At 58.8% G+C, this 24,410-nt stretch carries 25 protein-coding genes and 1 other RNA gene; 11 read left to right on the top strand and 15 right to left on the bottom strand.

Features of this window, described 5'->3' with window-relative positions:
* Positions 1 to 186 precede the first annotated feature (186 nt).
* Positions 187 to 591: a flagellar basal body-associated protein FliL gene (locus B195_RS22040; protein WP_003438309.1), complete on the top strand. Its 405-nt coding sequence runs from the start codon at positions 187 to 189 to the stop codon at positions 589 to 591.
* A 43-nt stretch (positions 592 to 634) separates the two neighbouring features.
* Here the strand turns inward: B195_RS22040 and B195_RS22035 are convergent, their stop codons facing one another.
* The 4 genes from B195_RS22035 to B195_RS22020 form a co-directional block, all read right to left on the bottom strand.
* The gene (locus B195_RS22035) at positions 635 to 1,753 is read right to left on the bottom strand and encodes an ABC transporter permease (RefSeq protein ID WP_003438312.1); all 1,119 of its coding nucleotides are present in this window, start codon (positions 1,751 to 1,753) and stop codon (positions 635 to 637) included.
* Positions 1,753 to 4,485, bottom strand: a complete 2,733-nt coding sequence (gene rbbA, locus B195_RS22030) for a ribosome-associated ATPase/putative transporter RbbA (protein ID WP_003438315.1) — start codon at positions 4,483 to 4,485, stop codon at positions 1,753 to 1,755. Before rbbA ends, B195_RS22035 begins: the two co-directional genes overlap by 1 nt.
* Positions 4,482 to 5,447 (bottom strand): HlyD family secretion protein, encoded by a 966-nt coding sequence (locus B195_RS22025; RefSeq protein ID WP_003438317.1) that lies wholly within the window; start codon positions 5,445 to 5,447, stop codon positions 4,482 to 4,484. Before B195_RS22025 ends, rbbA begins: the two co-directional genes overlap by 4 nt.
* 146 nt (positions 5,448 to 5,593) lie before the next feature.
* Positions 5,594 to 6,043 (bottom strand): EVE domain-containing protein, encoded by a 450-nt coding sequence (locus B195_RS22020; RefSeq protein ID WP_003438320.1) that lies wholly within the window; start codon positions 6,041 to 6,043, stop codon positions 5,594 to 5,596.
* 196 nt (positions 6,044 to 6,239) lie between these two features.
* On the opposite strand from B195_RS22020, the gene B195_RS22015 reads away from it, so the two are divergent.
* Complete coding sequence (locus tag B195_RS22015; protein WP_003438323.1) at positions 6,240 to 6,389, top strand: hypothetical protein; 150 nt, start codon at positions 6,240 to 6,242, stop codon at positions 6,387 to 6,389.
* Positions 6,390 to 6,425: 36 nt separating this feature from the next.
* Here the strand turns inward: B195_RS22015 and B195_RS22010 are convergent, their stop codons facing one another.
* The 4 genes from B195_RS22010 to B195_RS21995 all read right to left on the bottom strand — a co-directional run bounded on the left by B195_RS22010 (position 6,426) and on the right by B195_RS21995 (position 7,840).
* Positions 6,426 to 7,025, bottom strand: coding sequence for a 5-formyltetrahydrofolate cyclo-ligase (locus tag B195_RS22010; protein ID WP_003438326.1), 600 nt, complete (start codon positions 7,023 to 7,025; stop codon positions 6,426 to 6,428).
* A gap of 82 nt (positions 7,026 to 7,107) precedes the next feature.
* A non-coding RNA gene (gene ssrS / locus B195_RS22005) (6S RNA) lies at positions 7,108 to 7,285 on the bottom strand.
* 31 nt (positions 7,286 to 7,316) lie between these two features.
* Complete coding sequence (locus B195_RS22000; protein WP_003438329.1) at positions 7,317 to 7,634, bottom strand: cell division protein ZapA; 318 nt, start codon at positions 7,632 to 7,634, stop codon at positions 7,317 to 7,319.
* Positions 7,631 to 7,840 carry a TIGR02449 family protein gene (locus B195_RS21995; RefSeq protein ID WP_003438332.1) on the bottom strand — a complete coding sequence of 70 codons (210 nt, stop codon included), beginning with the start codon at positions 7,838 to 7,840 and terminating at the stop codon, positions 7,631 to 7,633. Before B195_RS21995 ends, B195_RS22000 begins: the two co-directional genes overlap by 4 nt.
* A gap of 134 nt (positions 7,841 to 7,974) precedes the next feature.
* Between B195_RS21995 and B195_RS21990 the strand changes: the two genes are divergently transcribed.
* The 8 genes from B195_RS21990 (at position 7,975) to gcvH (ending at position 16,959) form a co-directional block, all read left to right on the top strand.
* Positions 7,975 to 8,538, top strand: coding sequence for a YecA family protein (locus tag B195_RS21990; protein WP_003438334.1), 564 nt, complete (start codon positions 7,975 to 7,977; stop codon positions 8,536 to 8,538).
* A gap of 29 nt (positions 8,539 to 8,567) precedes the next feature.
* Complete coding sequence (gene pepP, locus B195_RS21985; RefSeq protein WP_003438337.1) at positions 8,568 to 9,902, top strand: Xaa-Pro aminopeptidase; 1,335 nt, start codon at positions 8,568 to 8,570, stop codon at positions 9,900 to 9,902.
* Positions 9,899 to 11,086 (top strand): 2-octaprenyl-6-methoxyphenyl hydroxylase, encoded by a 1,188-nt coding sequence (ubiH, locus tag B195_RS21980; protein WP_003438339.1) that lies wholly within the window; start codon positions 9,899 to 9,901, stop codon positions 11,084 to 11,086. The genes pepP and ubiH overlap by 4 nt, the downstream gene beginning before the upstream one ends.
* An 84-nt stretch (positions 11,087 to 11,170) precedes the next feature.
* Complete coding sequence (locus tag B195_RS21975) at positions 11,171 to 12,388, top strand: 2-octaprenyl-3-methyl-6-methoxy-1,4-benzoquinol hydroxylase (RefSeq protein ID WP_191985192.1); 1,218 nt, start codon at positions 11,171 to 11,173, stop codon at positions 12,386 to 12,388.
* 120 nt (positions 12,389 to 12,508) lie between these two features.
* The gene (locus tag B195_RS21970; RefSeq protein WP_003438345.1) at positions 12,509 to 13,510 is read left to right on the top strand and encodes an extracellular solute-binding protein; all 1,002 of its coding nucleotides are present in this window, start codon (positions 12,509 to 12,511) and stop codon (positions 13,508 to 13,510) included.
* 147 nt (positions 13,511 to 13,657) lie between these two features.
* Positions 13,658 to 15,274 carry an iron ABC transporter permease gene (locus B195_RS21965; protein WP_003438348.1) on the top strand — a complete coding sequence of 539 codons (1,617 nt, stop codon included), beginning with the start codon at positions 13,658 to 13,660 and terminating at the stop codon, positions 15,272 to 15,274.
* A gap of 156 nt (positions 15,275 to 15,430) precedes the next feature.
* Positions 15,431 to 16,513 (top strand): glycine cleavage system aminomethyltransferase GcvT, encoded by a 1,083-nt coding sequence (gene gcvT / locus B195_RS21960; protein WP_003438351.1) that lies wholly within the window; start codon positions 15,431 to 15,433, stop codon positions 16,511 to 16,513.
* Between the two features lie 62 nt (positions 16,514 to 16,575).
* Positions 16,576 to 16,959: a glycine cleavage system protein GcvH gene (gcvH, locus tag B195_RS21955; protein WP_003438354.1), complete on the top strand. Its 384-nt coding sequence runs from the start codon at positions 16,576 to 16,578 to the stop codon at positions 16,957 to 16,959.
* Positions 16,960 to 17,054: 95 nt separating this feature from the next.
* Here gcvH and B195_RS21950 read toward each other — a convergent pair whose 3' ends face one another.
* The 6 genes from B195_RS21950 to B195_RS21925 all read right to left on the bottom strand — a co-directional run bounded on the left by B195_RS21950 (position 17,055) and on the right by B195_RS21925 (position 22,501).
* Positions 17,055 to 18,197, bottom strand: a complete 1,143-nt coding sequence (locus B195_RS21950; protein ID WP_003438356.1) for a DegT/DnrJ/EryC1/StrS aminotransferase family protein — start codon at positions 18,195 to 18,197, stop codon at positions 17,055 to 17,057.
* Positions 18,198 to 18,386: 189 nt separating this feature from the next.
* Entirely contained in the window at positions 18,387 to 18,701 is a 315-nt protein-coding gene (locus tag B195_RS21945; protein WP_003438359.1) for a DUF2388 domain-containing protein, read from the bottom strand.
* 66 nt (positions 18,702 to 18,767) lie between these two features.
* Positions 18,768 to 19,217, bottom strand: coding sequence for an NfeD family protein (locus B195_RS21940; protein WP_003438361.1), 450 nt, complete (start codon positions 19,215 to 19,217; stop codon positions 18,768 to 18,770).
* Positions 19,218 to 19,220: 3 nt separating this feature from the next.
* The gene (locus B195_RS21935; protein WP_003438363.1) at positions 19,221 to 20,141 is read right to left on the bottom strand and encodes an SPFH domain-containing protein; all 921 of its coding nucleotides are present in this window, start codon (positions 20,139 to 20,141) and stop codon (positions 19,221 to 19,223) included.
* A gap of 128 nt (positions 20,142 to 20,269) precedes the next feature.
* Entirely contained in the window at positions 20,270 to 22,033 is a 1,764-nt protein-coding gene (locus tag B195_RS21930) for a GspE/PulE family protein (protein ID WP_003438365.1), read from the bottom strand.
* 111 nt (positions 22,034 to 22,144) lie between these two features.
* Positions 22,145 to 22,501 (bottom strand): hypothetical protein, encoded by a 357-nt coding sequence (locus B195_RS21925; RefSeq protein WP_003438368.1) that lies wholly within the window; start codon positions 22,499 to 22,501, stop codon positions 22,145 to 22,147.
* 127 nt (positions 22,502 to 22,628) lie between these two features.
* Between B195_RS21925 and B195_RS21920 the strand changes: the two genes are divergently transcribed.
* The gene (locus B195_RS21920; RefSeq protein ID WP_003438371.1) at positions 22,629 to 23,093 is read left to right on the top strand and encodes an Lrp/AsnC family transcriptional regulator; all 465 of its coding nucleotides are present in this window, start codon (positions 22,629 to 22,631) and stop codon (positions 23,091 to 23,093) included.
* A 151-nt stretch (positions 23,094 to 23,244) separates the two neighbouring features.
* Here the strand turns inward: B195_RS21920 and B195_RS21915 are convergent, their stop codons facing one another.
* Positions 23,245 to 24,177, bottom strand: coding sequence for a hypothetical protein (locus B195_RS21915; protein ID WP_003438373.1), 933 nt, complete (start codon positions 24,175 to 24,177; stop codon positions 23,245 to 23,247).
* Positions 24,178 to 24,410 lie beyond the last annotated feature (233 nt).

Here is a 24,410-nt window from a genome sequence, read left to right as displayed (position 1 = left end):
CAAACTGTCCACAGGCCTGGAGAAACGGGCTGTGGATAAAAAATTAAAGGGCAGGTCTGTCCGTTTATTCGGATCTGTCTCACGCCAGGATCGGAGCCCTACGGCTTTGCGCTAACTGGCCGATAACCAGAAATAGATGTGCAAGCAGCCCCGGCTGCTTCTTCAACCCGTACCAAGGAGCGAATTGTGAAAGCGTGGATTGTATTGATGCTGGCCCTGTCCTGGCCGATGGTGGCGCTTGCAGAAGAAGCCGAAGAGGGCGCTGCCAAGGTCAGCTATGTCACCCTGAACCCGCCGTTCGTGGGTAACTACGGGCTCGATGGCAGTTCCAGGCTCAAGGTGTACAAGGCGGACATTTCGTTGCGCGTGTCCGGAGCCGAGGCGGCCAAGGCGGTGAAAGCCAATGATCCGTTGATTCGTAATCAGTTGGTGGGTTTGTTTACCCAGCAGACCAGCGAAAGCCTGGGCAGTGTTGAAGCCAAGGAGAAGCTGCGCCAGGAGGCCTTGAAACAGATTCAGCAGGTGATGCTCGAAGAGACCGGCAAGCCGATGATCGAGGATTTGCTGTTTAACAATTTAATCGTTCAGTAAGTGCCCGGGCCCGGCGTCTGCAGGCATGTGTTCAGTCCCATGACTAAGACGCCAGGCTCTTGCGAAACCGCGCAAGGGCAATGGCGAAAAATACCAGGCCAATAGTGGTCAGTGCCAACAGGTCCGGCCACACCACTTCTACCCCCGCATCGCGAAACAATATCGCCGCACTCAGGCTCACAAAGTGCGTCGAGGGCGAGCACTGCATCACCCATTGCAACCATTCGGGCATGCTGTCCAGCGGGGTGCTCCCGCCCGATAGCAGGAGCATCGGAATGATCACCGGGATCGCCAGCAAACCGAACTGCGGCGTTGAGCGGGCCAGGGTCGCGAGGAAGATTCCCAGTGCGGTACTGGCAAACAGGTAAAGTGCCGTTACCAGTAAAAACAGGGTCAACGACCCCGCCAGCGGCACGCCCAGGGCCCATTTCACCACGACTTCCAGCGATATCCAGGTACACAGCACCACCACCAGCATGTTGCTCCAGATTTTTGCGAGCATGATTTCCAGTGCCGTCAGTGGCAGGACCAGCAGGTGGTCGAGGGTGCCGTGTTCACGCTCGCGCAGCAGCGCAGTGCCGGTCAGGACGATGGCCAGGATGGTGATGTTGTTGACGATCTGGATCACCGCCAGAAACCAGCCGCCCTCCAGGTTGGGGTTGAACAACGCGCGGCTGCTGAGCAGCGCTGGCGTATTGGCCGCGGCATCGGCCTGCCCGGTGTAGTTGAGCAGTTCGCGCTGGAAGATCCGGCCGATATACCCCGCCCCCATAAATGCCTGGCTCATGGCCGTGGCATCAACGTTGACCTGTACGCCCGGTTCGCGTCCGGCCAGCAAGTCGGCCTGGAAGTTGGCCGGCAGGTTGATCACAAAGGTGTAGCGGCCGCTGTCCATCGACTGGTCCAGCTGATCGTAAGGCAAGTCCTGCGGTGCCTGGAATTCGGGCGGTAGCAGCGACTCCGCCAGTTTGCGCGATAACTGGCTGTGGTCTTCATCGACGATGGCCACGCTGGCGTTATGCACGCCGATGATCGAGCCGGCCGCTGGCATATAGATAGCTACGGTGAAGGCATAGAGCAAAAACAGGAGCAAGACACTGTCGTGACGCAGGCTGGTGAGTTCTTTAAAACCCAGGCGCAGGATGTGCGAGAGCTTGTGCATCAAACCTCCTGCTTCTTGAGCATGATCAGGCTCAGTCCGGTGAACACGACAAAGAACCCCAACAGTGCCAGGCATTGCGGCCACAGCTGACGAAGGTCCAGGGCTTTGGTGAAGGTGCCTACGGCTATGTCGAGAAAGTGTCCGGCCGGGAACAGCATGCCCATCAGCGCCGCAGATCCGTCGAGGGAGGAGCGCGGCACGATCAGCCCGGAGAACTGAATGGTCGGCAGGCTGGTGATGATCATGGTGCCCAGGATTGCCGCGATCTGGGTGCGAGTGAATGCGGAGATCAGCAGGCCCATGCTGGTGGTGGCCAGTACATACAAGAGTCCGCCCAATGCCAGTGTGAGTCCGCTGCCTTTAAACGGCACGCCGAACAGCCAGCGGTTCATCGCCACCAGCAATGCCAGGTTGACCAGGCTCACCGCCAGGTAGGGAGCCTGTTTGCCCAGCAGAAATTCCAGCCGGGTCAGCGGCGTGGCGTAAAAGTTGGTGATCGAGCCCAGTTCTTTTTCCCGCACGATGCCCAGAGCCGTGAGCATCGCCGGGATAAACGCGAGAATCAGCGCCATCACCCCGGGGCCGATGGCATTCACGCTGATCACGTCCTGGTTATAGCGGAACCGGGTTTCCAGCCTGGCCATTACCTGCTTGTTTTGCGCCAGGCTGCTTTGTGCGGCCAGTTGCTCAAGGTTGGCCGAGTGTACGGCTTCGACATAGTTGCGGCTGGTTTCGGCCCGAAACGGCATGCCGCCGTCGAGCCAGGCGGCCACGGTGGGCTGGCGTCCGGCGTAAAGATCACGACCGAAGCCCGGCGGGATTTCCAGGGCGATCTTGATTTCGGAACGCTGCAGGCGTTCGTGCAATTGGTCTGCGCTCTGGATGGGCGCGTGCTCCTCGAAATAACGCGAACTGCGAAAGGCTTCAAGGTAGGCGCGGCTCTGGGGGCTTTGATCCTGGTCGTACACAGCGAAGGCGAGGTTTTCCACATCCAGGGAAATGCCGTAGCCAAAAATGACCATCATGAACACCGCGCCCAGCAGGGCGAACGCCATGCGCACCTTGTCCCGCAGTAATTCTTTGGATTCGCGGCTGGCGACGGCAATCAGCCGGGCCATGCTGAAGCCGGTTTTGCCCGGTGGCGGTGGTGCATTCACGGCAGCTGCCGGTGGCGGCTCGGCTTGGGTTGCCACGTTGGCGGCCGGATCGTTTTGCGCTTCTTCCAGGCAGGTGACAAAGGCCGCCTCCAGGGTGTCGCCGTGGAACTGTTTTTGCAGCGCATCCGGGGTGTCGCAGGCCAGTACCTTGCCTGCGTGCATCAGCGAAATCCGGTCACAGCGTTGCGCCTCGTTCATAAAGTGGGTGGACAGAAAGATCGTCACCCCCTGCTCGCGGGACAGTTCGATCAACAGGCGCCAGAAGTCATCCCGCGCGGCCGGGTCGACGCCGGAGGTGGGCTCATCGAGGATCAGCACTTCGGGGCGATGCAACACCGCCACTGCCAGGGACAAGCGCTGGCGCAGACCTAATGGCAGTTCGCCGGATTGTTGCTCGGCAACCTCTGCGAGGTCGAAGCGCTGGATCAGCTCCTCGATCCGGGTCTGGCTTTGCGCCTTGGGCAAGTCGAAGAGTTGGGCATGCAATACCAGGTTCTGGCGTACGCTCAATTCGCCGTACAGCGAGAAGCTCTGCGACATGAAACCTACGCGCTTGCGGGTGGCCAGGTCTTTGGCGTTAACCGGATTACCCAGCAGCCTGGCGCTGCCTTGCGTGGCGGGCATCAGGCCGGTCAGCACTTTCATGGTGGTGGTCTTGCCGCAGCCGTTAGAGCCCAAAAAGCCGAAAATCTCGCCCCGGCCAATGGCAAAGCTGACGTTGTTGACCGCGGTGAAGTCGCCGAATTTGAGGGTCAGGTTGTGGGCCTCAATGGCGATGTCGCTGTTGTCGCTGGTGCGTGGCGGTATCACCAGCGGTTCATTGTTATGAGCGCTGTCGCCCTGGTAGTGGGTAAAGGCTTCATCCAGCTTGCCGGTAGTGGTGACGGCTGCCAGTTCCCGGCTCAATCCGGCCGCAATCAACTTGCCGCGATCCAGCATCAGGCAGTGTTCGAATTGCTCGGCCTCTTCCATGTAGGCCGTTGCGACCAGCAATGTGAGTTGTGGGCGTTGACTGCGTACGTCATCCACCAGCTCCCAGAAACGTCGCCGTGACAGCGGGTCGACACCGGTGGTGGGTTCGTCGAGGATCAGCAGGTCCGGCTCGTGGATCAGCGCGCAACATAGCCCGAGCTTTTGCTTCATCCCGCCGGACAGCTTGCCTGCGGGGCGTTCGGCAAAGCGCTCAAGGTCGGTAGCCTTGAGCAACTGCGCCATACGCTGTTCGCAGTCATCTCTGGACAAGCCAAACAGAGTGCCAAAAAAACGGATGTTCTCGCTGATCGACAATTCGGGATAAAGATTGCCGCCCAGGCCCTGGGGCATAAAGGCAATCAGCGGATACAGGGTGTTGCGATGGCGGCGGTCGTCAATGGGGCCGCCAAGCACTTGCAGTGAGCCTTGCTGTAGTTTTTTGACCCCGGCAATCAGCCCCAGCAAGCTCGACTTGCCCGCGCCATCCGGGCCAATCAGCCCGCAGCGCGTGCCTTTTGGCAGGCTGAAGGCAATGTCTAGCAGGGCTTGTTGTTTGCCGTACCTGTGGCTGATGCCACTGGCGTTGAGCGCCAGGTCGCTCATTGCAGGTTAGCCGGCCAGTTCACGTCGCTGGTCCGAACATAACCGGCTCCCGGCATGCCCGGTTTTGCTTGAGGTACGGCGGCCGGGTCGGTCAGGCGCAGCTTGACCCGGAACACCAGTTTTTGCCGCTCGTCACGGGTTTCGACTTCTTTGGGGGTGAACTGCGATTTGGCGGCGACAAAGGAGATTTTTGCCGGCAGTGGCTGATCGGGCAGGGCGTCGAGCACGATGCGGGCTTGAGCGCCAACCGCCAGCTTGCCGACCACCGAGGCGGGCAAGTACAGATTCATGTACTGGTCGCTCGGGTCGATCAGCATGAATACCCGTCCACCGGAGCCCAGCACTTCGCCGGGCTCGGCCAGGCGCAACTGGATCACCCCGTTGATTGGCGCACGCAGGCTGCTGTCTTCTATTTCACTGGTGAGTTGCGCGACGTGCGCTTCGCTGGACACGATGGCGGCTTTGGCGGCGGCAACTTGAGCCTGTGCGGCAACCACCGCGGAGTTGCTGGTATTGAATTTTGCCTGTTGCTGATCTAGCAGCTGGGCGCTGGCAAAACCGCGTTCGGACAGTTGGCGAAAGCGTTTGAGCTCCTGACTGGCCAGCAGTTTTTCGCTTTGGCGCAATTGCACGTTGGCTTCATTGGCCGCCAGGGCCTCACGTGCGCGCTGTACTTCGGCCTGGGCCTGGGCGCGGGTGGCTTCAAGGGTGCGGGTGTCCATGCGGGCCAGTAACTGGCCCTTGGTCACGTGATCACCTTCATCGACCAGAACCTCGGCCAGGCGGCCCGGAATCTTCGCGGCGATCTGCACTTCCGTGGACTCGAGTCGACCGTTGCCCATGCTGATCCCTTCAGGGAGGCGGTCGTGCAGGGATTTCCAGTAACCGAACCCGCCTGCGGCAATCAGCAATATTGCCAAAGGAATAACGAAGTAATGGGAAAGACGGTGATTCTTAGACATGCCGACATCCTGTGTCACAGAGCGCTCTAGTTTGACTGTTTCAAGGCCGCGCAGGCTTGATGCCAGTCAAAGGAAGTTGAGAGCCTAGACGCTAATACAGGATGTTGCCGGAGCCGGGGCGGATTCAACCCGGGAGCCGAGTGTTACTAAAGCAGGCCCAGCACCACTGCCCATTGCTCGGCAGTTACGGGCATGACTGAGAGGCGGCTGCCTTTTTGTACCAGTGGCATTTCGGCCAGCGCGCTTTGTTGTTTCAGGTAGTCGAGCTTGATGACCCTGGGGAAGGTTTGCACGTGTGCCACTTGCAATGCACTCCACGGGTTTTTTTCGGCGCTGGCCTTGGGGTCGAAATAGTGGCTTTCGGGGTCCAGGGCCGTGGGGTCCGGATACGCGGACTGGACGATTCGGCCAACCCCGGCAATCCCAGGCTCGGGGCAGCTGGAATGGTAGAAGAAGAACTCGTCGCCGGTGCTCATGCTCCGTATAAAGTTGCGCGCCTGATAGTTACGCACGCCATCCCAGCGCGCTTCGCCAATCTTCTGCAAATCCTTGATAGAGAACTCGTCGGGCTCGGATTTCATCAACCAATAGGCCATTTTCACTGCTCCTCAAATGCTGCCTGGTCATTTTGTCTGGCAAGATATTTGTAAACCGACAGTCGGTTGACGCCAGCGTTTGCGTGTCAGTTCGTGTTGCCTCAGAATGCCGGGATTTTAAGCTTGACGCTGCTGCACGGCCTATAACAAAAACCGTTGCTGTCATCGTGTTGATTTGCCTGAAGGGGGGCAATCGATGAAACGCAAACCGGATTTACTGTGGATTTTGGTTATTTTGTTCGGTTTGGGCGTGGTTACAACGGGTTATGCGCAAAGCCTCTGGTCAACTTCGACCGACACCTCGATGGAACTGGCGCAGCAACAGGTACAACCTTTCAAGCGCTAGACACTTCCAGTCAATTTGACAGAGACGCCCTGGCAGTCAGTGGGCAACGTACCACTGCTTGTCCGAGACCGTACCCTGTAGCGGCACATCCCAACTGGCCTGGGCCAGACTCTCTACTTTCTGACATTCGTGGGCCAGCCCCAGCAGTGTCGGCTTGCGCCAGCTTTTGCGACGGGCCAGATAGGCCAGGCTGCGGTCATAAAAACCGCCGCCCATGCCCAGTCGTCCCCCGGCTTGATCAAACCCCACCAGCGGCAACAGCACCAGGTCCAGTGCCCAGACCTTGCGCTGGCGTGCGCGGTTGATTCGGGGTTCGAGAATTCGAAAGCGATTGGGGATCAGTTTTTCACCGGGTGCAACGCGCTGAAACACCATCTTGGTTCGTGGCCATGCGCTGAGCACGGGCAGGTAAGTAGTCTTGCCCCGACGCTGTGCTTCACGCAGCAGCAGGCGCGGATCGATTTCACCGTCAGTGGGCAGGTACAGCGAGATATGTCTGGCGCGGCGAAACAGCGGGTGTTGCGCCAGTTGCCGGTACAGGCCGCGGGCAGCCTGGCGTTGCTCGCAGGGCGAAAGTTCGCGGCGGGCTTTGCGCAGCAGTCGTCGAAGTTGCGGGCGTGTCGCAGGTTCGGTCATGGTGCTGTTCAAGATCGAGTTCACCGGACGGTTGGCTCGTGAAAGGCAATGCCAGCTCATGGCCGGCATTGCGCTGGAAATCAGGCTCCCCGACGTACCGCTGTCGGCTTGGCCCTTGAACCCGAAAGTTCAAGGTGGAAGTTGCAGTAGACCTTAAGGCTTTCCGTCGAGCGGACATGCACACCGGTCCAACGTGCAAGCTCCAGGGTAGTGCGAATCGGCTCAGGGACATCGCTAACTGGCGAATACTCCAGGGAGTGGCGCGAGTATACCCCAAAGAAACCTTTTGAATCAGCTCTGACGTTCGTTCGGATCAGTGGCGAGCACCAGATCGACGCGCTCCAGCAGGTCGCGCACCTGTTCGCGAGTTGAGCCGTTGGGCTGAACTTCGGCGATTTCCTGTCTGTGCAACAGATCGTGGGTGATATTCAGGGCGGCCATTACGGCGATACGGTCGGCGCCAATAACTTTGCCGCTGCTGCGGATTTCCCGCATTTTGCCATCCAGATAGCGGGCGGCACTCACCAGATTGGTGCGTTCTTCCTGGGGGCACATGATCGAATATTCTTTATCGAGGATGTGCACGGTGACGCTGCTGCTAGTACTCATGAGTCTTGCTCCAGGGCTTTGAGGCGCGAAATCATCGATTCCACCTTGTGTCGGGCGATTTCGTTTTTTTCAATGAGGTGCGCGCGTTCCTCGCGCCAAGTTTTTTCCTGAGCTACTAAGAGTCCGTTTTGACGGTTAAGTTGCTCGACGCGGCTGATGAGCAGCTCGAGCCTGGCCATCAGTGCATGCAGGTCGGTGTCTTCCATTGTGTCCTACTGTGTATTTTCTGATGGATGGTAACCGTCAAACGAGTTGACGCCTCGATGGTCTGGCACGTCTGCCGATGCTAGGATACAAGGCCTCCATTCTAGACATAGCGCCGCTTGGCGCCTAGCTGACCATGCCTATTCAGAATTCCCCGTATCAAGCCTTTGCCACCCTGCTGACCTCCAGCGGCCATAATGTTTCGCCTGCAGAACTGCACGGCCTGTTGTTGGGTCGCAGCGCTGCTGGCGCCGGCTTTGACCACGACGGCTGGCTGGCGGATGCCAAAGAGCTGTTCCAAAGCGAAAATGAAATCAGTGACAACGTACGCAATGCCCTGATCGGTTTGCAAGAAATGGTTAAAGGCGAACTGACCGGCGACGACATGACCGTCGTGTTGCTGTTGCCTACCGATGATGCGCCGCTGACTGAACGCGCCATCGCCCTGGGTGAGTGGTGTCAGGGTTTCCTGGCCGGTTTCGGCCTGAACTACCGTGACAATGCCTTGAGTCTTGAAGGTAAAGAAGTTCTGAACGATCTGGCGGCCATTTCCCAGGTGCAAGATGCCCTGGAAGAATCCGAAGACGGCGAAAGCGACTACATGGAAGTGATGGAATACCTGCGCGTCGCGCCGCTGTTGCTGTTCACTGAAACCAAAAAAACTGCTGAGCCTGCGGCTGCCAAGCCTTCGCTGCACTGATTGATCGTCAAGAGGGAACCCGTCTGCCCATGATCCATATCCCGAAATCGGAATACACACGTCGCCGCAAGGCGCTCATGGCGCAGATGGAGCCCAACAGCATTGCGATTCTTCCTGCTGCGCCAGTGGCAATTCGTAATCGCGATGTCGAACATGTTTACCGCCAGGAGAGCAATTTCCAGTATCTGAGCGGCTTTCCAGAGCCCCAGGCGGTGATTGTCCTGATTCCGGGCCGGGCCCACGGTGAATACGTACTGTTTTGCCGCGAGCGCAATGCCGAGCGTGAGCTGTGGGACGGCTTGCGGGCCGGGCAAGAAGGCGCGATCCGCGACTTCGGTGCAGACGATGCGTTTCCCATCACTGACATTGACGACATCCTGCCGGGGCTGATTGAAGGCCGTGACCGGGTGTATTCGGCGATGGGCAGCAACCCCGATTTTGATCGCAACCTGATGGAGTGGATCAACACGATCCGCTCCAAGGCGAACCTCGGTGCTCAGCCGCCCAACGAATTCGTTGCTCTGGATCATCTGCTGCATGACATGCGCCTGTATAAATCGGCGGCAGAGATCAAGGTCATGCGCCATGCGGCGCAAATCTCGGCTCGCGCCCATGTGCGCGCCATGCAGGCCAGCCGTGCCGGTTTGCATGAGTACAGCCTCGAGGCCGAACTGGATTATGAATTCCGTAAAAGCGGGGCAAAAATGCCAGCCTATGGCTCGATCGTCGCCTCTGGCGATAACAGCTGCATCCTGCACTACCAGGAAAATGACGCCCTGCTCAAGGATGGCGACCTGGTATTGATCGATGCCGGGTGTGAGATCGACTGCTACGCCAGTGATATCAGCCGTACATTCCCGGTCGGCGGCAAGTACTCGCCTGAACAAAAAGCCATTTACGAACTGGTGCTGGCATCCCAGGAAGCCGCGTTTGCCCAGATCGCGCCCGACAAACACTGGAACCAGGCCCACGAAGCCACGGTTCAGGTGATCACGGCGGGGCTGGTTGAACTGGGCCTGTTGCAGGGCGATGTGGATCAACTGATCGCCAGCGAAGCCTATAAACCCTTTTACATGCATCGCGCTGGCCACTGGCTGGGGCTCGATGTGCATGACGTGGGTGAATACAAGGTGGGCGGTGAATGGCGCGTGCTGGAAGTCGGCATGACCCTGACGGTTGAGCCCGGCATCTACATCAGCCCGAATAATCTGAATGTTGCCAAAAAATGGCGCGGCATCGGGGTGCGCATTGAGGACGACGTAGTGGTCACCAAACAGGGCTGTGAGGTCTTGACCGGCGACGTGCCGAAAACCGTCGCGGATATCGAAGCCTTGATGGCTGCAGCACGAGCGGGCGCGGTATGAACCGGGTCAGTCTGGCGATCATCGGTGGCGGACTGGTCGGTGCCAGTCTTGCCTTGGCGCTGCAGGCCGGGGCCAAGGCCCGGGGCTGGAAAATCGTATTGATCGAGCCGTTTGCTCCCGGCAACAGTTATCAGCCGAGCTACGATGCTCGCTCGTCGGCGCTTAGTTATGGTGCGCGGCAAATCTACGAGCGGATGGGGCTTTGGCAAGCCATTGCCGAGCGTGCCGAGCCGATCAAGGACATTCACGTGTCCGATCGCGGGCGTTTTTCCACGGCTCGTTTGTCGTCCAGCGAAGAAGGGGTTCCGGCGCTCGGGTATGTGGTCGAAAACACCTGGCTCGGCCAAAGCCTGTGGAAAAGTCTGGACCCGGACGTGATCAGCTGGCGTTGCCCGGCTGAAGTTATCCACATGCAGCCGCTCGAAGATGGCTACCGCTTGACGCTCAATGACGAAACCACGCTCGACTGCGACCTGGCAGTGCTGGCCGATGGCGGTCGCTCGGGCTTGCGCGAGCAGTTGGGGATTCATGTGCGCAAGCGGCCATACGATCAAAGTGCGCTAATTGCCAACATCACCCCGAGCCAGCCCCACGCCGGAATGGCGTTCGAGCGTTTCACCGATGAAGGTCCGATGGCCTTGCTGCCATTGCCCGACAACCGTTGTGCGCTGGTATGGACCCGTCTTGGGATGGATGCCCGGCGCCTGGCGGCACTGGATGAGCGCAGCTTCCTCAGCGAGTTGCAGGCTGTATTCGGCTACCGCCTGGGCACCCTCAGGCAGGTCGGCGCACGGCATTTGTACCCGCTTTCGCTGGTCGAAGCCGAAGAGCAGGTACGCCCGCACCTGACTATTCTGGGCAACGCGGCTCACAGCCTGCACCCGATTGCCGGCCAGGGTTTCAACCTGTCCTTGCGCGATGCGCAGGCATTGGCCGACGCCTTGTTGGCGAGCGACAAGAAGCCCGGTGATTTTGCCACGCTGCTGAGTTATCAACAGCGGCAAAAACTCGACCAGCAACTGACAATTGGCTTCTCGGACCAGGTAACACGGGTGTTCGGCAGTGAGCAGCCATTGGTATCGCTGGGGCGCAACCTTGGCTTGCTCGGCCTCGATTTGTTGCCGCCGGCCAAACGCTGGTTTGCCCGCCAGGCGATGGGGCTGGGCACCCGTGCCGACAGTTAATAATGACGGCCGGGGCATGCCCCGTGTCGGACCATTTTTCAAGTGCGGCGTATGCCGCTAGCGAGACAGGCTTAAAGCATGGAAATGCGCGCAGATCTGCTGATTGTCGGGGCCGGAATGGTCGGTAGTGCTTTGGCACTGGCGCTCAAGGACAGCGGACTGAAAATTCTGCTGCTCGATGGCAGCCCGCTGGATGTCAAACCGTTCAGCCCGCAGGCCCCGTTTGAACCCAGGGTCAGTGCCTTGTCGGCCGCCAGTCAGCGCATCCTGCAACGCCTGGGAGCCTGGGACGGGATTGCCCGGCGGCGTGCCAGTCCGTATTCGCACATGCACGTGTGGGATGGCAGCGGCACGGGGCAGATCCACTTCTCGGCGGCCAGTGTGCATGCCGAGGTGCTGGGCCATATCGTTGAAAACCGGGTGATCCAGGATGCGCTGCTGGAGTGCCTGCAAGCCACCAATATCGAACTGCTGGCCAATGCACGGCTGGAGCAAATGCGTCGTTCCGCTGACGACTGGCTGCTGACCCTGGCCGATGGACGCACCCTGCGGGCACCGGTAGTGATTGCCGCCGACGGTGCCAACTCGGCTGTGCGCCGCCTGACCGGCTGTGAGACCCGTGAGTGGGATTACCAGCATCACGCCATCGTCACCAGCGTGCGGTGCGCAGAACCCCATCAGCAGACCGCCTGGCAGCGTTTTACCGATCACGGGCCACTGGCGTTTTTGCCACTGCAGCGTGATGGCCAGCAGGATTGGTGCTCAATAGTCTGGTCGACCACCCCTGAGCAGGCCGCGCACCTGATGGCGCTGGATGACGAGGGGTTCTGCCGCGAGCTGGAGCTGGCCTTCGAAGGCCGGCTGGGCAACGTTGTGAGTGCAGACCCGCGGGTCTGCGTGCCTCTGCGCCAGCGTCACGCCAAGCGTTATGTGGCCGAAGGCCTGGCATTGATCGGCGATGCGGCACACACCATCCACCCCCTGGCCGGGCAGGGGGTGAATCTGGGCTTCCTCGATGCAGCGGTGCTGGCAGATGTGCTGTTGCACGGGGTGGATCGTGGCGAACGGCTGGCGGATGTGCGGGTACTGAGCCGTTTCGAGCGCCGCCGCATGCCGCACAACCTGGCGTTGATGGCGGCGATGGAAGGTTTTGAGCGCCTGTTCCAGTCAGATTCGTTGACCGCCCGCTTGCTGCGTAACAGCGGGTTGAAATGGGTCAATCAAATGCCCGAAGCCAAAGCGCTGTTTGTGCGTCAGGCGCTGGGCCTGACCGGCGACTTGCCGCCGCTGGCCAAAGCCTGAGACCTGCAGGAAGGCGTTTCTTGCAACATCTGGTAACGGCTCTAGGGCGAGTTAGGTTGAGATGGCAAATGTGATTCACTACCATTTACGCCCGATTCGCATTAAGAGAGACCGCCCTCCATGTTGGTACCCAAGCGTCTACTGACTGCCCTGGCCCTTACTGTTTTCGGGAGCAGCGCCTTTGCTGCCGATGAAGTGGTGGTCTACTCCTCGCGCATCGACGAGCTGATCAAGCCGGTATTTGACGCCTACACCGCCAAAACCGGGGTCAAGGTCAAGTTCATCACCGACAAGGAAGCGCCGCTGATGCAGCGCATCAAGGCCGAAGGGCAGAACGCTACTGCTGACCTGTTGCTGACTGTGGATGCCGGCAACCTGTGGCAGGCCGAGCAAATGGGCATTTTGCAGCCGCTCAAATCTGACGTGATCGATAAAAATATCCCGCCTCAATACCGCTCTTCCTCCCACGAGTGGACAGGCTTGAGTTTGCGTGCGCGAACCATTGCCTACGCCTCTGACCGGGTCAAACCTGAAGAACTGTCGACTTACGAAGCCCTGGCGGACAAAAAGTGGGAAGGCCGCCTGTGCCTGCGCACCGCCAAGAAGGTTTATAACCAGTCGCTGACCGCCACCATGATCGAAGTGAATGGCCCGCAGAAAACTGAAGAAATCCTCAAGGGCTGGGTGAATAACCTGTCTACCGATGTGTTCTCGGATGACATCGCAGTGCTGGAGGCGATCAACGCCGGGCAGTGCGACGTCGGCATCGTCAACACTTACTACTATGGCCGTCTGCACAAGCAGAAGCCGGATCTGGCGGTGAAACTGTTCTGGCCGAACCAGGCGGACCGCGGCGTTCACGTCAACCTGTCGGGTATTGGCCTGACCAAACACGCTCCGCATCCTGAAGCGGCCAAGGCGTTGGTGGAGTGGATGACCACCCCTGAAGCCCAGGCGATTTTTGCCGGGACCAACCAGGAATTCCCGGCCAACCCGACTGTTGCACCTTCAGCCGAAGTGGCCAGCTGGGGTAACTTCAAGGCCGATGAACTGCCGGTTGAAGTCGCAGGCAAGCGCCAGGCAGAAGCTATCCGCATGATGGATCGTGCTGGCTGGAACTGATAAAAAACTGAAGTTTTACCTGTGGGAGCGGGCTTGCCCGCGATAGCATCAGCGTGGTTTCTGTAGGAGACCGGGCTGAGGCTATCGCCAGCAAGCCCGCTCCCATATTTGTTATCGGTACTTCCAAACAACTTCCGAGAGTTTTTCGTGGCCCATCCTGCCCAACGTCGCTGGTATCCACTGGTTTTTGTCATTGCCGCTCTGGTGCTGTTGCCGCTGAGCGTTCTGCTGTTGTCCTGGCAAAGCATTGACGCACAGATCTGGAGCCACCTGTGGGATACGCAGATGCCGCGCCTGCTGGGCAACACCCTCACCCTGATCGTGGGGGTCGGCATAGGCGTGACGCTGCTGGGCGTGAGCCTGGCGTGGTTAACCAGCCTGTGCGAGTTCCCCGGCAGGCGCTGGCTGGACTGGGCGCTGATGCTGCCGTTCGCGATTCCTGCCTATGTGCTGGCATTTGTTTTTGTCGGCCTGCTGGACTTTGCCGGTCCGGTGCAAACCCTGCTGCGGGAATGGTTCGGCATGGGCCTGCGGCTGCCAAGGGTGCGCTCCACCGGCGGCGTGATTATCGTGCTGATTCTGGTGTTCTACCCCTACGTTTACTTGTTGGCGCGCAGCGCATTTCTCGCTCAGGGCAAAGGCCTGATGGAAGCGGCCCGGGTGTTGGGCCAGAGCCCGTGGCAGGCGTTCTGGCGTGTGGCACTGCCAATGGCGCGCCCGGCAATTGGTGCGGGGGTGGCGCTGGCACTGATGGAGACCCTGGCCGATTTCGGCGCCGTGTCGGTGTTCAACTTCGACACCTTTACCACGGCCATCTACAAAACCTGGTACGGCTTTTTCAGCCTGTCCACCGCTGCGCAACTGGCCAGTTTGCTGCTGCTGGTGGTGATGCTCGTGCTCTATGGCGAACGCCGGGCCCGGGGTGCCAGCCGCGCCAGTAACGAGCGGCCCCGGGCCAAGGCCTTGTATCACTTGCGGGGGGCCAAGGCGTGGCTGGCCAGCAGCTGGTGCTTGCTGGTGTTCGCCTGCGCTTTCGTGATCCCGATGCTGCAATTGGTGGTGTGGTTCTGGCAGCGCGGGCGCTTTGATCTTGATGAGCGTTATACCGGCCTGATTCTGCACACCCTGTATCTGGGCGCCATGGCCGCCCTGATCACCGTCAGCGTGGCGCTGGTGCTGGCGTTTGCCCGACGACAGGCGCCCACTCCGGCTATCCGCGCCGGGGTCAGTCTGGCGAACCTGGGCTATGCATTGCCGGGATCGGTGCTGGCGGTATCGATCATGCTGGCTTTCAGCTATCTGGATCGTGAGCTGGTGATCCCGGTATCAGGCTGGCTCGGAGGAGCAGGCAAGCCGCTCTTGCTGGGCAGCCTGTCGGCCTTGCTGCTGGCATATCTGGTGCGCTTTATTGCTGTGGCTTACGGCCCGCTGGAAAACAGCCTGGCGCGCATCCGGCCTTCTTTGCCGGAAGCGGCCCGCAGCCTGGGGGTGAGTGGCCCGCGACTGTTTATCAAAGTGTATCTGCCGTTATTGCTGCCGGGCACCCTGAGTGCTGCGCTGCTGGTATTTGTCGATGTGCTCAAAGAGATGCCTGCTACCTTGCTGATGCGCCCGTTCGGGTGGGACACGCTGGCGGTTCGGATCTTTGAGATGACCAGTGAAGGTGAGTGGGCGCGGGCCTCGTTGCCGGCGCTGACGTTGGTGCTGGTCGGTTTATTGCCGGTCATCGGGCTGATCCGTCGCTCGGCACATCGAATCGGTTAGGTGCCAGTCCCTCCCCATGTGGATACAATGCGCGGCATTCGGTGCGGTCTGTCTGTCAGGCCAGGTTCTCTGTTAAACGCATCAAGCCCTCTTTAAGAGGTCTGGGGCCCAAAACAAGCCTGTCCGCACCTTCGCCAAGCCCGGAAGGAGAAACCCATGGGACAGCGTACGCCTCTGTATGACCTGCATCTCGCCCTTGGCGCGAAGATGGTCGATTTTGGCGGTTGGGATATGCCCTTGCATTACGGCTCGCAAGTCGAGGAACACCATGAGGTGCGCCGCGACTGTGGAGTTTTTGATGTCTCGCATATGACCGTGATTGACGTCACCGGTAATCAGGTCAAGGAATGGCTCCAGCATTTATTGGCCAACGATGTCGAACGTCTGAACACGCCCGGCCGTGCTCTTTACAGCGCCATGCTCAATGAGCAGGGCGGTGTGGTCGACGACATGATTGTCTACCTCATGCCCGACGGCTATCGGCTTATTGTCAACGCCGCTACCCGTGATCAGGATCTGGCCTGGATGGCGGCTCAGGCTCAAGGCTATGCCGTTGAGCTGCACGAGCGTTCCGAACTGGCTTTGCTGGCAATCCAGGGACCTCAGGCCCGGCATAAGGTGGCCGAGCTGGTGAATCAGGCCCGCAGCCAGTTGATCCAGCAACTTAAGCCCTTCGAAGGGCAGAGCTGTGGTGACTGGTTTATCGCGCGCACCGGCTATACCGGCGAAGACGGTCTGGAAATTCTGCTTCCGGCCGATCAGGCACCGGCTTTCTTTAACGACCTGGTGGGCGCCGGTATCTCGCCTATTGGCCTGGGCGCTCGCGATACCTTGCGTCTTGAAGCCGGCATGAACCTCTACGGACAGGATATTCATCTGTCTGTCTCGCCACTTTCCGCCAACATGGCCTGGACCATCGCGTGGGAACCGTCCTCGCGAAAATTCATTGGCCGCGAAGCGCTGGAGGCCGAAAAGGCCAGCGGAGTGAAGCTCAAACTGGTGGGTCTGGTACTCGAAGAGCGGGGTGTCCTGCGGGCTCATCAGGTGGTTCGTATCGCTGATGTTGGCGAAGGAGAGATAACCAGTGGTAGTTTCTCTCCTACGCTGAGCAAATCGATTGCTTTGGCACGGGTTCCAGTGGCAACGGCCGATCGTGCCGAGGTCGAAATTCGTGGTAAGTGGTATCCGGTTCGCGTGGTTAAACCGACTTTTGTGCGTCTTGGCAAAGCCTTGATCTAATGTTTACTGGCGGGCAAACACGCTGTGTGAGCCGCTGAAATTTCTTCTTGAGGACACTGAATATGAGCGATATCCCTGCTGACCTGCGCTTTGCTGAAAGTCATGAGTGGGCCCGTCTGGAAGCTGATGGTACGGTTACTGTCGGCATCAGCGATCACGCTCAGGAAGCCTTGGGGGATGTGGTGTTTGTTGAGCTGGCCGAAGTCGGCAAAGTGTTTGCCGCCGGTGATACTGCGGGAGTCGTGGAGTCGGTAAAAGCTGCTTCGGATATCTACTCGCCGGTGTCGGGCGAAGTCATTGCCGTTAACGAAGCACTGGCCGATAGCCCTGAGTCGCTGAACAGCGAACCCTACGCCAGCTGGATCTTCAAGCTCAAGCCAAGCAACACCGCGGAACTGGAAAAGCTGCTGGATGCTGCCGGTTACAAAGCCGCAATCGGCGAGTAACCCCGGCCTGTTCCTGTGGGAGCGTCCTTGCTCGCGATCTTTCAGAAGATCAAAAGAGCGCAAGGCAAGCTCGCTCCTGCAGTTGTTCTAAATACTCAAGCCTCTTTCAACACCGCTTTGACCGCCGCTACAGAGCGTTCCACATCGGCCTTGGTCATGGCGGTAAACATCGGTAGCGACACGATCAGCCGGCCCACGCGCTCGGCAATCGGCAACATTCCCTCCTTGAAGCCTTGCGCACGATACAAACTCAGCAAATGAATCGGCGGGTAGTGATAGCCCACGCCGACGCCCAGTGCCTGCATGTCTTTCATGAAGGTGGCACGGGCAGGTTCGCCATCTTTGCGCTCCGCCAGCACCAGCTGGAACAAATGCCAGTTGGTATTGTTGAAGTCAGCCACCGGCAGTTGCGCGCCGTATTCGGCTTCAAAGTCAGGGCCAAAACATTCGAAGTAATGTTTTGCCAATTGCCGGCGATGGGCGGTAATGGCTTCGATATGGGCAAACTGGCCCAGGCCAATAGCCGCTGCAATATCGGTCATGTTGAACTTGCCACCAAGCACGTCGACATCCAGACCGTCGAAACCGGTACGAGTAACCCCTTGCAGGCGATATTTCTCGGCCAGCCGCGCTTCTTCTTCATTGTTCAGCACCAGACACCCGCCTTCGGACGAGGTGATGTTTTTGTTGGCCTGAAAACTGAAAGAAACGAAATCGCCGCGTGCGCCGATGCGTTGCCCGTTCCAGCTGGAGCCCAGAGCCTGGGCGGCATCTTCGACTACGCGCAGGTTGTATTTTTTGGCCAGCGCGTACAACGCGTCCATGTCCACCGGCAAGCCCGACAAATACACCGGAATGATGGCCTTGGTACGCGGGGTGATGGCGGCCTCGACCTGGGCCAGGTCGATATTGCGTGTAACCGGGTCGATATCGGCGAACACCGGTGTGGCGCCTACTTCGAGGATCACATTGGCCGTGGCGACCCATGAAATAGAAGTGGTGATCACTTCATCACCGGCACCGATACCCGCGATGCGCAGAGCGATTTCCATGGTGCAGGTGCCGGAGTTGAAGGTACGCACCGGGCGACCGCCAAAGTACTCGGACAGCTGTGCTTCGAAAGCCTGAACCTTGGGCCCGCTGGTGATCCAGCCTGAGCGCAGCACGTCGCCAACCGCAGCAATGGTGGCTTCATCAATGGTGGGTTTGGAAAACGGCAGGAAAGGCAGTGAGCTCATGGAAGCAATACGTCCGATGTGAGTTTGGGTGGGCAAAGCATACCCATAGCATGGCTCACATCGGGTGAAATTTCTGTCTAGGGGCTGAATGACCAGTCCTGAGCTGCTGGCCCGGGTGCCTGGTCTTCAGGGCCGCCAGGGGCAGCGGCCCAGCAATTCCATGGCAACCAGCGCCAGTGGCTAGAGGCGTTACTCGACAGTCGCGTTTTTCGCCAGGATGGCGTTGGCCAGATCCATGTCACTGACTTTCAGTTGCGGGTTATCGGCTCGCACTTGCTGCATGGCGGATTCCAGATAAGGGCCGCGGATCGAACCGTTGCTGGCAACAAAGCTCCCGGCGTCATCCTGGGCGGCGATTACTTTGCGGTCTTTTTTGAAGGTCAGGTAGGTGGAGCCGGTGGTCGCGCCGGAAGACAGCACATTACGCCAAAAAGTGTCGGCCATTGCAGAACCAACAGGAAGGGACAGCAGGGCGATCGCGGCAACAGCATATTTGAGACGCATGACAGTGACTCCGAATAGGTTAATTACCAACTTTGATTCTAGTTAACGGCCGGGAGTTCCGTAACCTCATGCAGTAACTTCTACGCTTAGCACCGTCCCGTTCTGGGCTGTTACCCGAACCCGGGTGCCGACGTCAGCATCGGGCCCTGTCACCATCCATACCCCGTCACCGACCTTGATTTTACCCCTTCCCCCGACTATCGCCTGTTGAACGACAAAGGTGCGACCGATCAGCTCGTGTCCCCGGCGATTCAAGTCCGGTTGATCGCTACTGGCGATAGCGCCACGCTGGCGTTTCCACCAGTACAGCGCGGTGAGAATCGCCAGTACGCCAAACAGAGGGAACTGCAGGGTCCAGGCCAGGCCCGGTATCAGGAAGGTCACGGCCCCGACGATGATCGCGGCAATGCCTGCCCAAAGCAGATAACCACCGGCGCCGAACACTTCCAGAATCAGCAGCACCGTACCCAGTGCCAGCCAGTCCCAGTAGTTCAGGTTTTGCAGGAACTCCCACATGCCTCAGACCTTTTTGTTATCGAAGGTGGCTTTAACGATTTCGCCGATGCCGCCCACCGCGCCGATGACCTGGCTGGCCTCCAGCGGCATGAGGATGACCTTGCTGTTATTGGCAGAGGCCAGCTTGCCCAGGGCATCGATGTATTTTTGCGCGACGAAGTAGTTGATCGCCTGCACGTTGCCATTGGCAATGGCTTCGGACACTACCTGGGTCGCCCGGGCTTCGGCTTCGGCCTGGCGCTCCCGGGCTTCGGACTCGAGAAAAGCCGCCTGGCGGCCGCCTTCAGCTTCGAGGATCTGCGCCTGCTTTTTACCTTCGGCGGTTAAAATTGCCGAGGCCCGCAGGCCTTCAGCCTCAAGGATTTGCGCACGCTTGATGCGTTCGGCTTTCATCTGGCCGGACATGGCGGCCATCAGGTCTGCAGGCGGGCTGATGTCCTTGATCTCGATACGGGTGATCTTGATCCCCCATGGCGCCGTGGCTTCATCAACAGTGCGCAGCAGTTTTTCATTGATGCCGTCCCGCTGGCTGAGCATGGCATCCAGCTCCATGGAGCCGAGCACCGTGCGGATGTTGGTTTGCAGCAGGTTACGAATGGCATGCTCGAGGTTATTGACCTCATATGCCGCCTGGGCCGTGTTGACCACCTGGAAAAAACACACGGCATCAATTTGTACGGTGGCGTTGTCGGCAGTTATGACTTCCTGAGGCGGGATATCCAGCACGCTTTCCATCACGTTGATCTTGCGTCCGATGCGATCCATGACCGGAATGATGATATTCAGGCCCGGTTTCAGGGTGTTGGTGTAGCGGCCGAAGCGTTCTACTGTCCACTGATAACCTTGGGGCACGACCTTGAACCCCATGAAAAGCACGGCGATAGCCAAGGCGACAAATAACAGGACCACTGTACCCACTTGCATGACAATTCCTTGTTCGAGGTGTAAGGGGAAAGAACCGACCTGATTGTATGCACTCAACGGCCAAGGCTCGTGAGCTCACTCCTGCATGTAAACGGTGCAACTGTTTAGATTTTAGTCAAAACGAATCATCACGCAGGTGTAACGCGCAAAGCTTCCTCCAGCGTGGTCATGCCTGTGGCCACTTTATGGGCTGCCGCCAGTCGCAAGGGCTGCATGCCTGCGGCGCACGCTGCGCGATGTACGGCGTTCAAGTCGGTCCGGGAATCGATCAGGGTTCTGAGGCTGTCATTCATCAGCATTATTTCGTAGATACCGGCCCGGCCACGGTAGCCCGTATCCCGGCACACAGCACAGCCCGTCGCCCTGCAGGTACGCTCCGGTGCTGGTCCCGGCCATTGTTTGACGAAACTCTGCCAGTCGTCCGGCGTCAATGGCTCCTCGTTTTTACATTCGGGACACAAGGTTTTCACCAGTCGTTGTGCCATGACCCCCAGCAGCGTGGCCTTGATCAAATAAGGCGCGACGCCCAGTTCCTGCAGGCGACTGATGGCGCTGGGAGCATCGTTGGTGTGCAGGGTCGACAGCACCAGATGGCCGGTCAGGGCGGCCTGAATCGCAACTTCGGCAGTTTCCAGATCGCGTATCTCGCCGAGCATGATGATGTCCGGATCCTGGCGCATCAGGGCGCGTACGCCACTGGCGAAAGTCAGGTCGATGCCGGGTTGCACCTGCATTTGATTGAACGCCGGCTCAATCATTTCGATGGGGTCTTCAAGGGTGCACAGGTTGATCTGTTCTGTGGCCAGCTGTTTGAGGGTTGCGTAGAGGGTGCTGGTTTTACCCGAACCGGTGGGGCCGGTGAGTAAAATAATGCCGTGGGGCTGGCGGGTCATGTGCTGCCAGCGTTGCAGGTCTTGCGGGGTAAAACCGAGCTGGTCGAAACTCTTGAGCAGCACCTGCGGGTCAAAAATACGCATCACCATTTTTTCGCCAAAGGCGGTGGGCAAGGTGGCGAGCCGCAGTTCAACCTGTGCCCCGGCCGGGGTTCTGATTTTGATCCGGCCATCCTGGGGTTTGCGCTTTTCGGCGACATTCATCCGGCCCAGGCTCTTGAGGCGGCTGACAACGGCCGTCGTCACCTGTGTCGGAAATTGGTAAACGTTATGTAGCACGCCATCAATGCGAAAGCGTACGCCGCCCTGCTCACTACGCGGCTCGATGTGGATGTCACTGGCGCGTTGCTCGAAGGCGTACTGAAACAGCCAGTCGACGATATTCACAATATGCGCGTCGTTGGCATCGGGCGTCTGGCCGCCGCCGAGGGTGAGTAGTTGTTCGAGGTTGGTCTGCTTGCTGGTTTTATGATCATTTAGCGTGGCGCCGTTGACCGATCTGGCCAGCTGAAAAAATTCCACATTCAGGCGCTGGATATCCAGAGGGTTGGCAACCACACGCTTGATGGGCCGTTTGAGCACTTGCTTGAGATCCGCTTCCCAGCGGCTGACCCCGGGTTGAGCGCTGGCGATGGTAATGGACTGTTGATCTGCCGCCACCGCGAGGATTTCATGCCGTTGGGCAAATGCCAGGGACATCAGTCCGGTAACCGTCACGACATCAATTTTCAGTGGATCTATGCGCATGTAAGGCTGCTGGCATTGCTCCGCCAGCCAGGCGGTGAGGGTCTCAAGGTCGAGGGCCTTGCCGGGGCGACCGGGGTCGATGAGCTGCAGGCTGGCCAGCAACACCAGCGGGTGCACGGCGTTGTGACGAGGCTCGCGGCCAGCGTTCAATGCCTGCTCTGCGCCACCTTTGTGCAGGCGGCCCTGGGCGAGGAGTGCGGTGACCAGGTCGTTGAGATCCAGCCAGTGGTCATGGGCGGGGGCGAAGTGCATACAAGCTCCTTGGGCTTTAAAGCATCGGCCCGACATATCCCTGTCCGGGCCGTGAAGTCCAAAGCCTAGTTGCTGGCCCATCACCCAGGCCTGGCCAATGGTTGCGAGCTATTACCCGGCAACGCGCTGGTGGTTCATGGCGCCACCCTTGAAATCAGCGTCCCGGGATTTGGCCGGTAGCAATTGCACTTCGAAGACACTGACCAGGTTGCGCAGTTTTTCGCCAATCACCTGAGCCCGGTGCCAGCTTTGCTCATCACTCAGAATTTCAATGCTTAACCTGTCGTTGTCGCGCTCTACGTTGACCGATCGGGGAGTCAGTTGCTGCAAGGCAAACAGATTCAGTACGCGGCACAGCACATCGGCTTCTGCCTCGGCCTGAATATAAAAGTGCACCGGACATGGGGCGGCGTTGCTGGCCCAGACGTCGGGGCGGACTGAGTGGCTGACGGCTTGCAGAGGCGGCATGCTAAAACTCCTGATTAGGCTGGAGAAATATTTACACGCCAGGGCGGGAATTTTTTATCTAAGATGCAGGAGTTAAACGAAATTAAGACTGGATCAAGTCTTAAATACGTCATAAAGAGGTATTTCTATGCGAATCGAGCTGGATGCTTATGACCGGCGCATTCTCGCGCTGCTGCAAGAGGACGCCTCGCTGTCCAGTGCGCAAATCGCGGAGCAGGTAGGGTTGTCGCAATCGCCTTGCTGGAGGCGGATTCAGCGGATGAAAGACGAAGGGATTATCCGCGGCCAGGTGACCCTGCTCGATCGTAAGAAAATCGGCCTCAATACGCAGATTTTTGCCGAGATCAAACTCAACGCCCACGGTCGTTCCAACTTCACCGAGTTTACCGATGCCATTCGCGGCTTTCCTGAGGTCCTGGAGTGTTACGTGCTGATGGGCGCGGTGGATTTTCTACTGCGTATCGTCACCGCTGACATTGAAGCCTATGAACGGTTTTTCTTCGAAAAGCTGTCGATGGTGCCCGGCATTCAAGAGGTGAACTCGATTGTTGCCTTGTCCGAGATCAAATCCACCACTTGCTTGCCGGTATAAAAAACGGCCTTCACAAGGAAGGCCGTTGTCAGGTTGATCCGCTGAATCAGTGAACAAATAGCGCAATCAGGATGATGATCGGGATGGGAATGCCGAGAAATAGCAGCAGAAGTGAGCGCATTTTATTCTCCAGTAAGCAAAAGGTCCGGGGTTAAACAAGGGGTGTGGTGGTAGTGGTCAGATACGTCACTGCATCGCGGCGACGGCCGCCAAAGGTGGCGCACAGGCTGGCGAAGAACGCACCGAGCAACAGGCTGATAAACATCCACAGGGTGGTCCAGGCCGCTACTTTGGCAGCGGTGTCTGCTGCTTCCTTGGCTTTTACTTTGGCGTCTGCAACTGCTTGATGGGCCTTGGCATAGACCTGGTCAACCCGTTGTTCGGCTTCAGGCTGGCTGAGGTTGGTACGCTGGGCGACAATTTGTGCCAGGTAAGTACGGTCCTCTGCACTCAGTTGGCCGTCGTTGCCCAGACTGCGGACAAAGATGCGGGTCACCACACCATGGGCCGCGTCTTCGCTGACGGCGGTGCCACGATCATCGCGAAACAGCGTGTCGATGAAATAGTCCGAGCTATTGCCCGAACCGTGGCTGGCGTTGCTGCCTGCAGCGCTGCCGGCGGCACTGCTCATGGCGGTGGCGGCGCTCGAGGCAACGCTGGCTCCGGCCTGAACGCCGCTACCAATCACGCTGCTGACCGAGCTGGCGATTAACATGGCGGTAACCAGCGTGGCTACTGCCCAGGCCAAAAAGCCGTGGGCTGTATCGCGAAAGTACACCTCATCGCCATGCATGTTGGCCCATTTGACCCGCAGCCGGCCTGCCAGATAGCCGCCCATGCCTGAGGCGATGATCTGCGTCACGGCCAGCCAGATGATGGCAGTAATGCCCAGACCTTTTGCTCCCACTCCCTCATTCGCCCAAGGTGAAACCGCCGAGAAGCCCAGGCCGGCACCCAGCATGATGAGTAGCAAGGAGAGTGCGGCAGCTGCTGCTGCGCCGGCAAAAATGGCGGCCCAGGAAACACCTGAGTGGCCAGAAGAGTCTTGCAGGGCAGCGGGATAGTGCTCAGTTGTCCCGATCATTGTTGTTGTGCTCCTGAATGGAAGGAAGTGCAGCGTTCATTCAAGAGATTGCAGGGGATATGCCAATTAAATATTTGGCAGCAGTTTCATATTTTTCAATTAGTTAGAAGTTTTAACGAAATGGACGGTCATGCAGGTTGCATGATTGGGGGTAAACAGGCGGGCGTAATGCATTGAAACAATTTTGCGGGAGAGGGCTGAACCGAAACGAAAAACGGGAGCCTTGCGGCTCC

Source organism: Pseudomonas sp. Lz4W, assembly GCF_000346225.2.
GTDB lineage: Bacteria > Pseudomonadota > Gammaproteobacteria > Pseudomonadales > Pseudomonadaceae > Aquipseudomonas > Aquipseudomonas paraversuta.
Note: the sequence above shows the minus strand (reverse complement) of the source record. Positions and strands in the feature narration are given on the sequence as shown.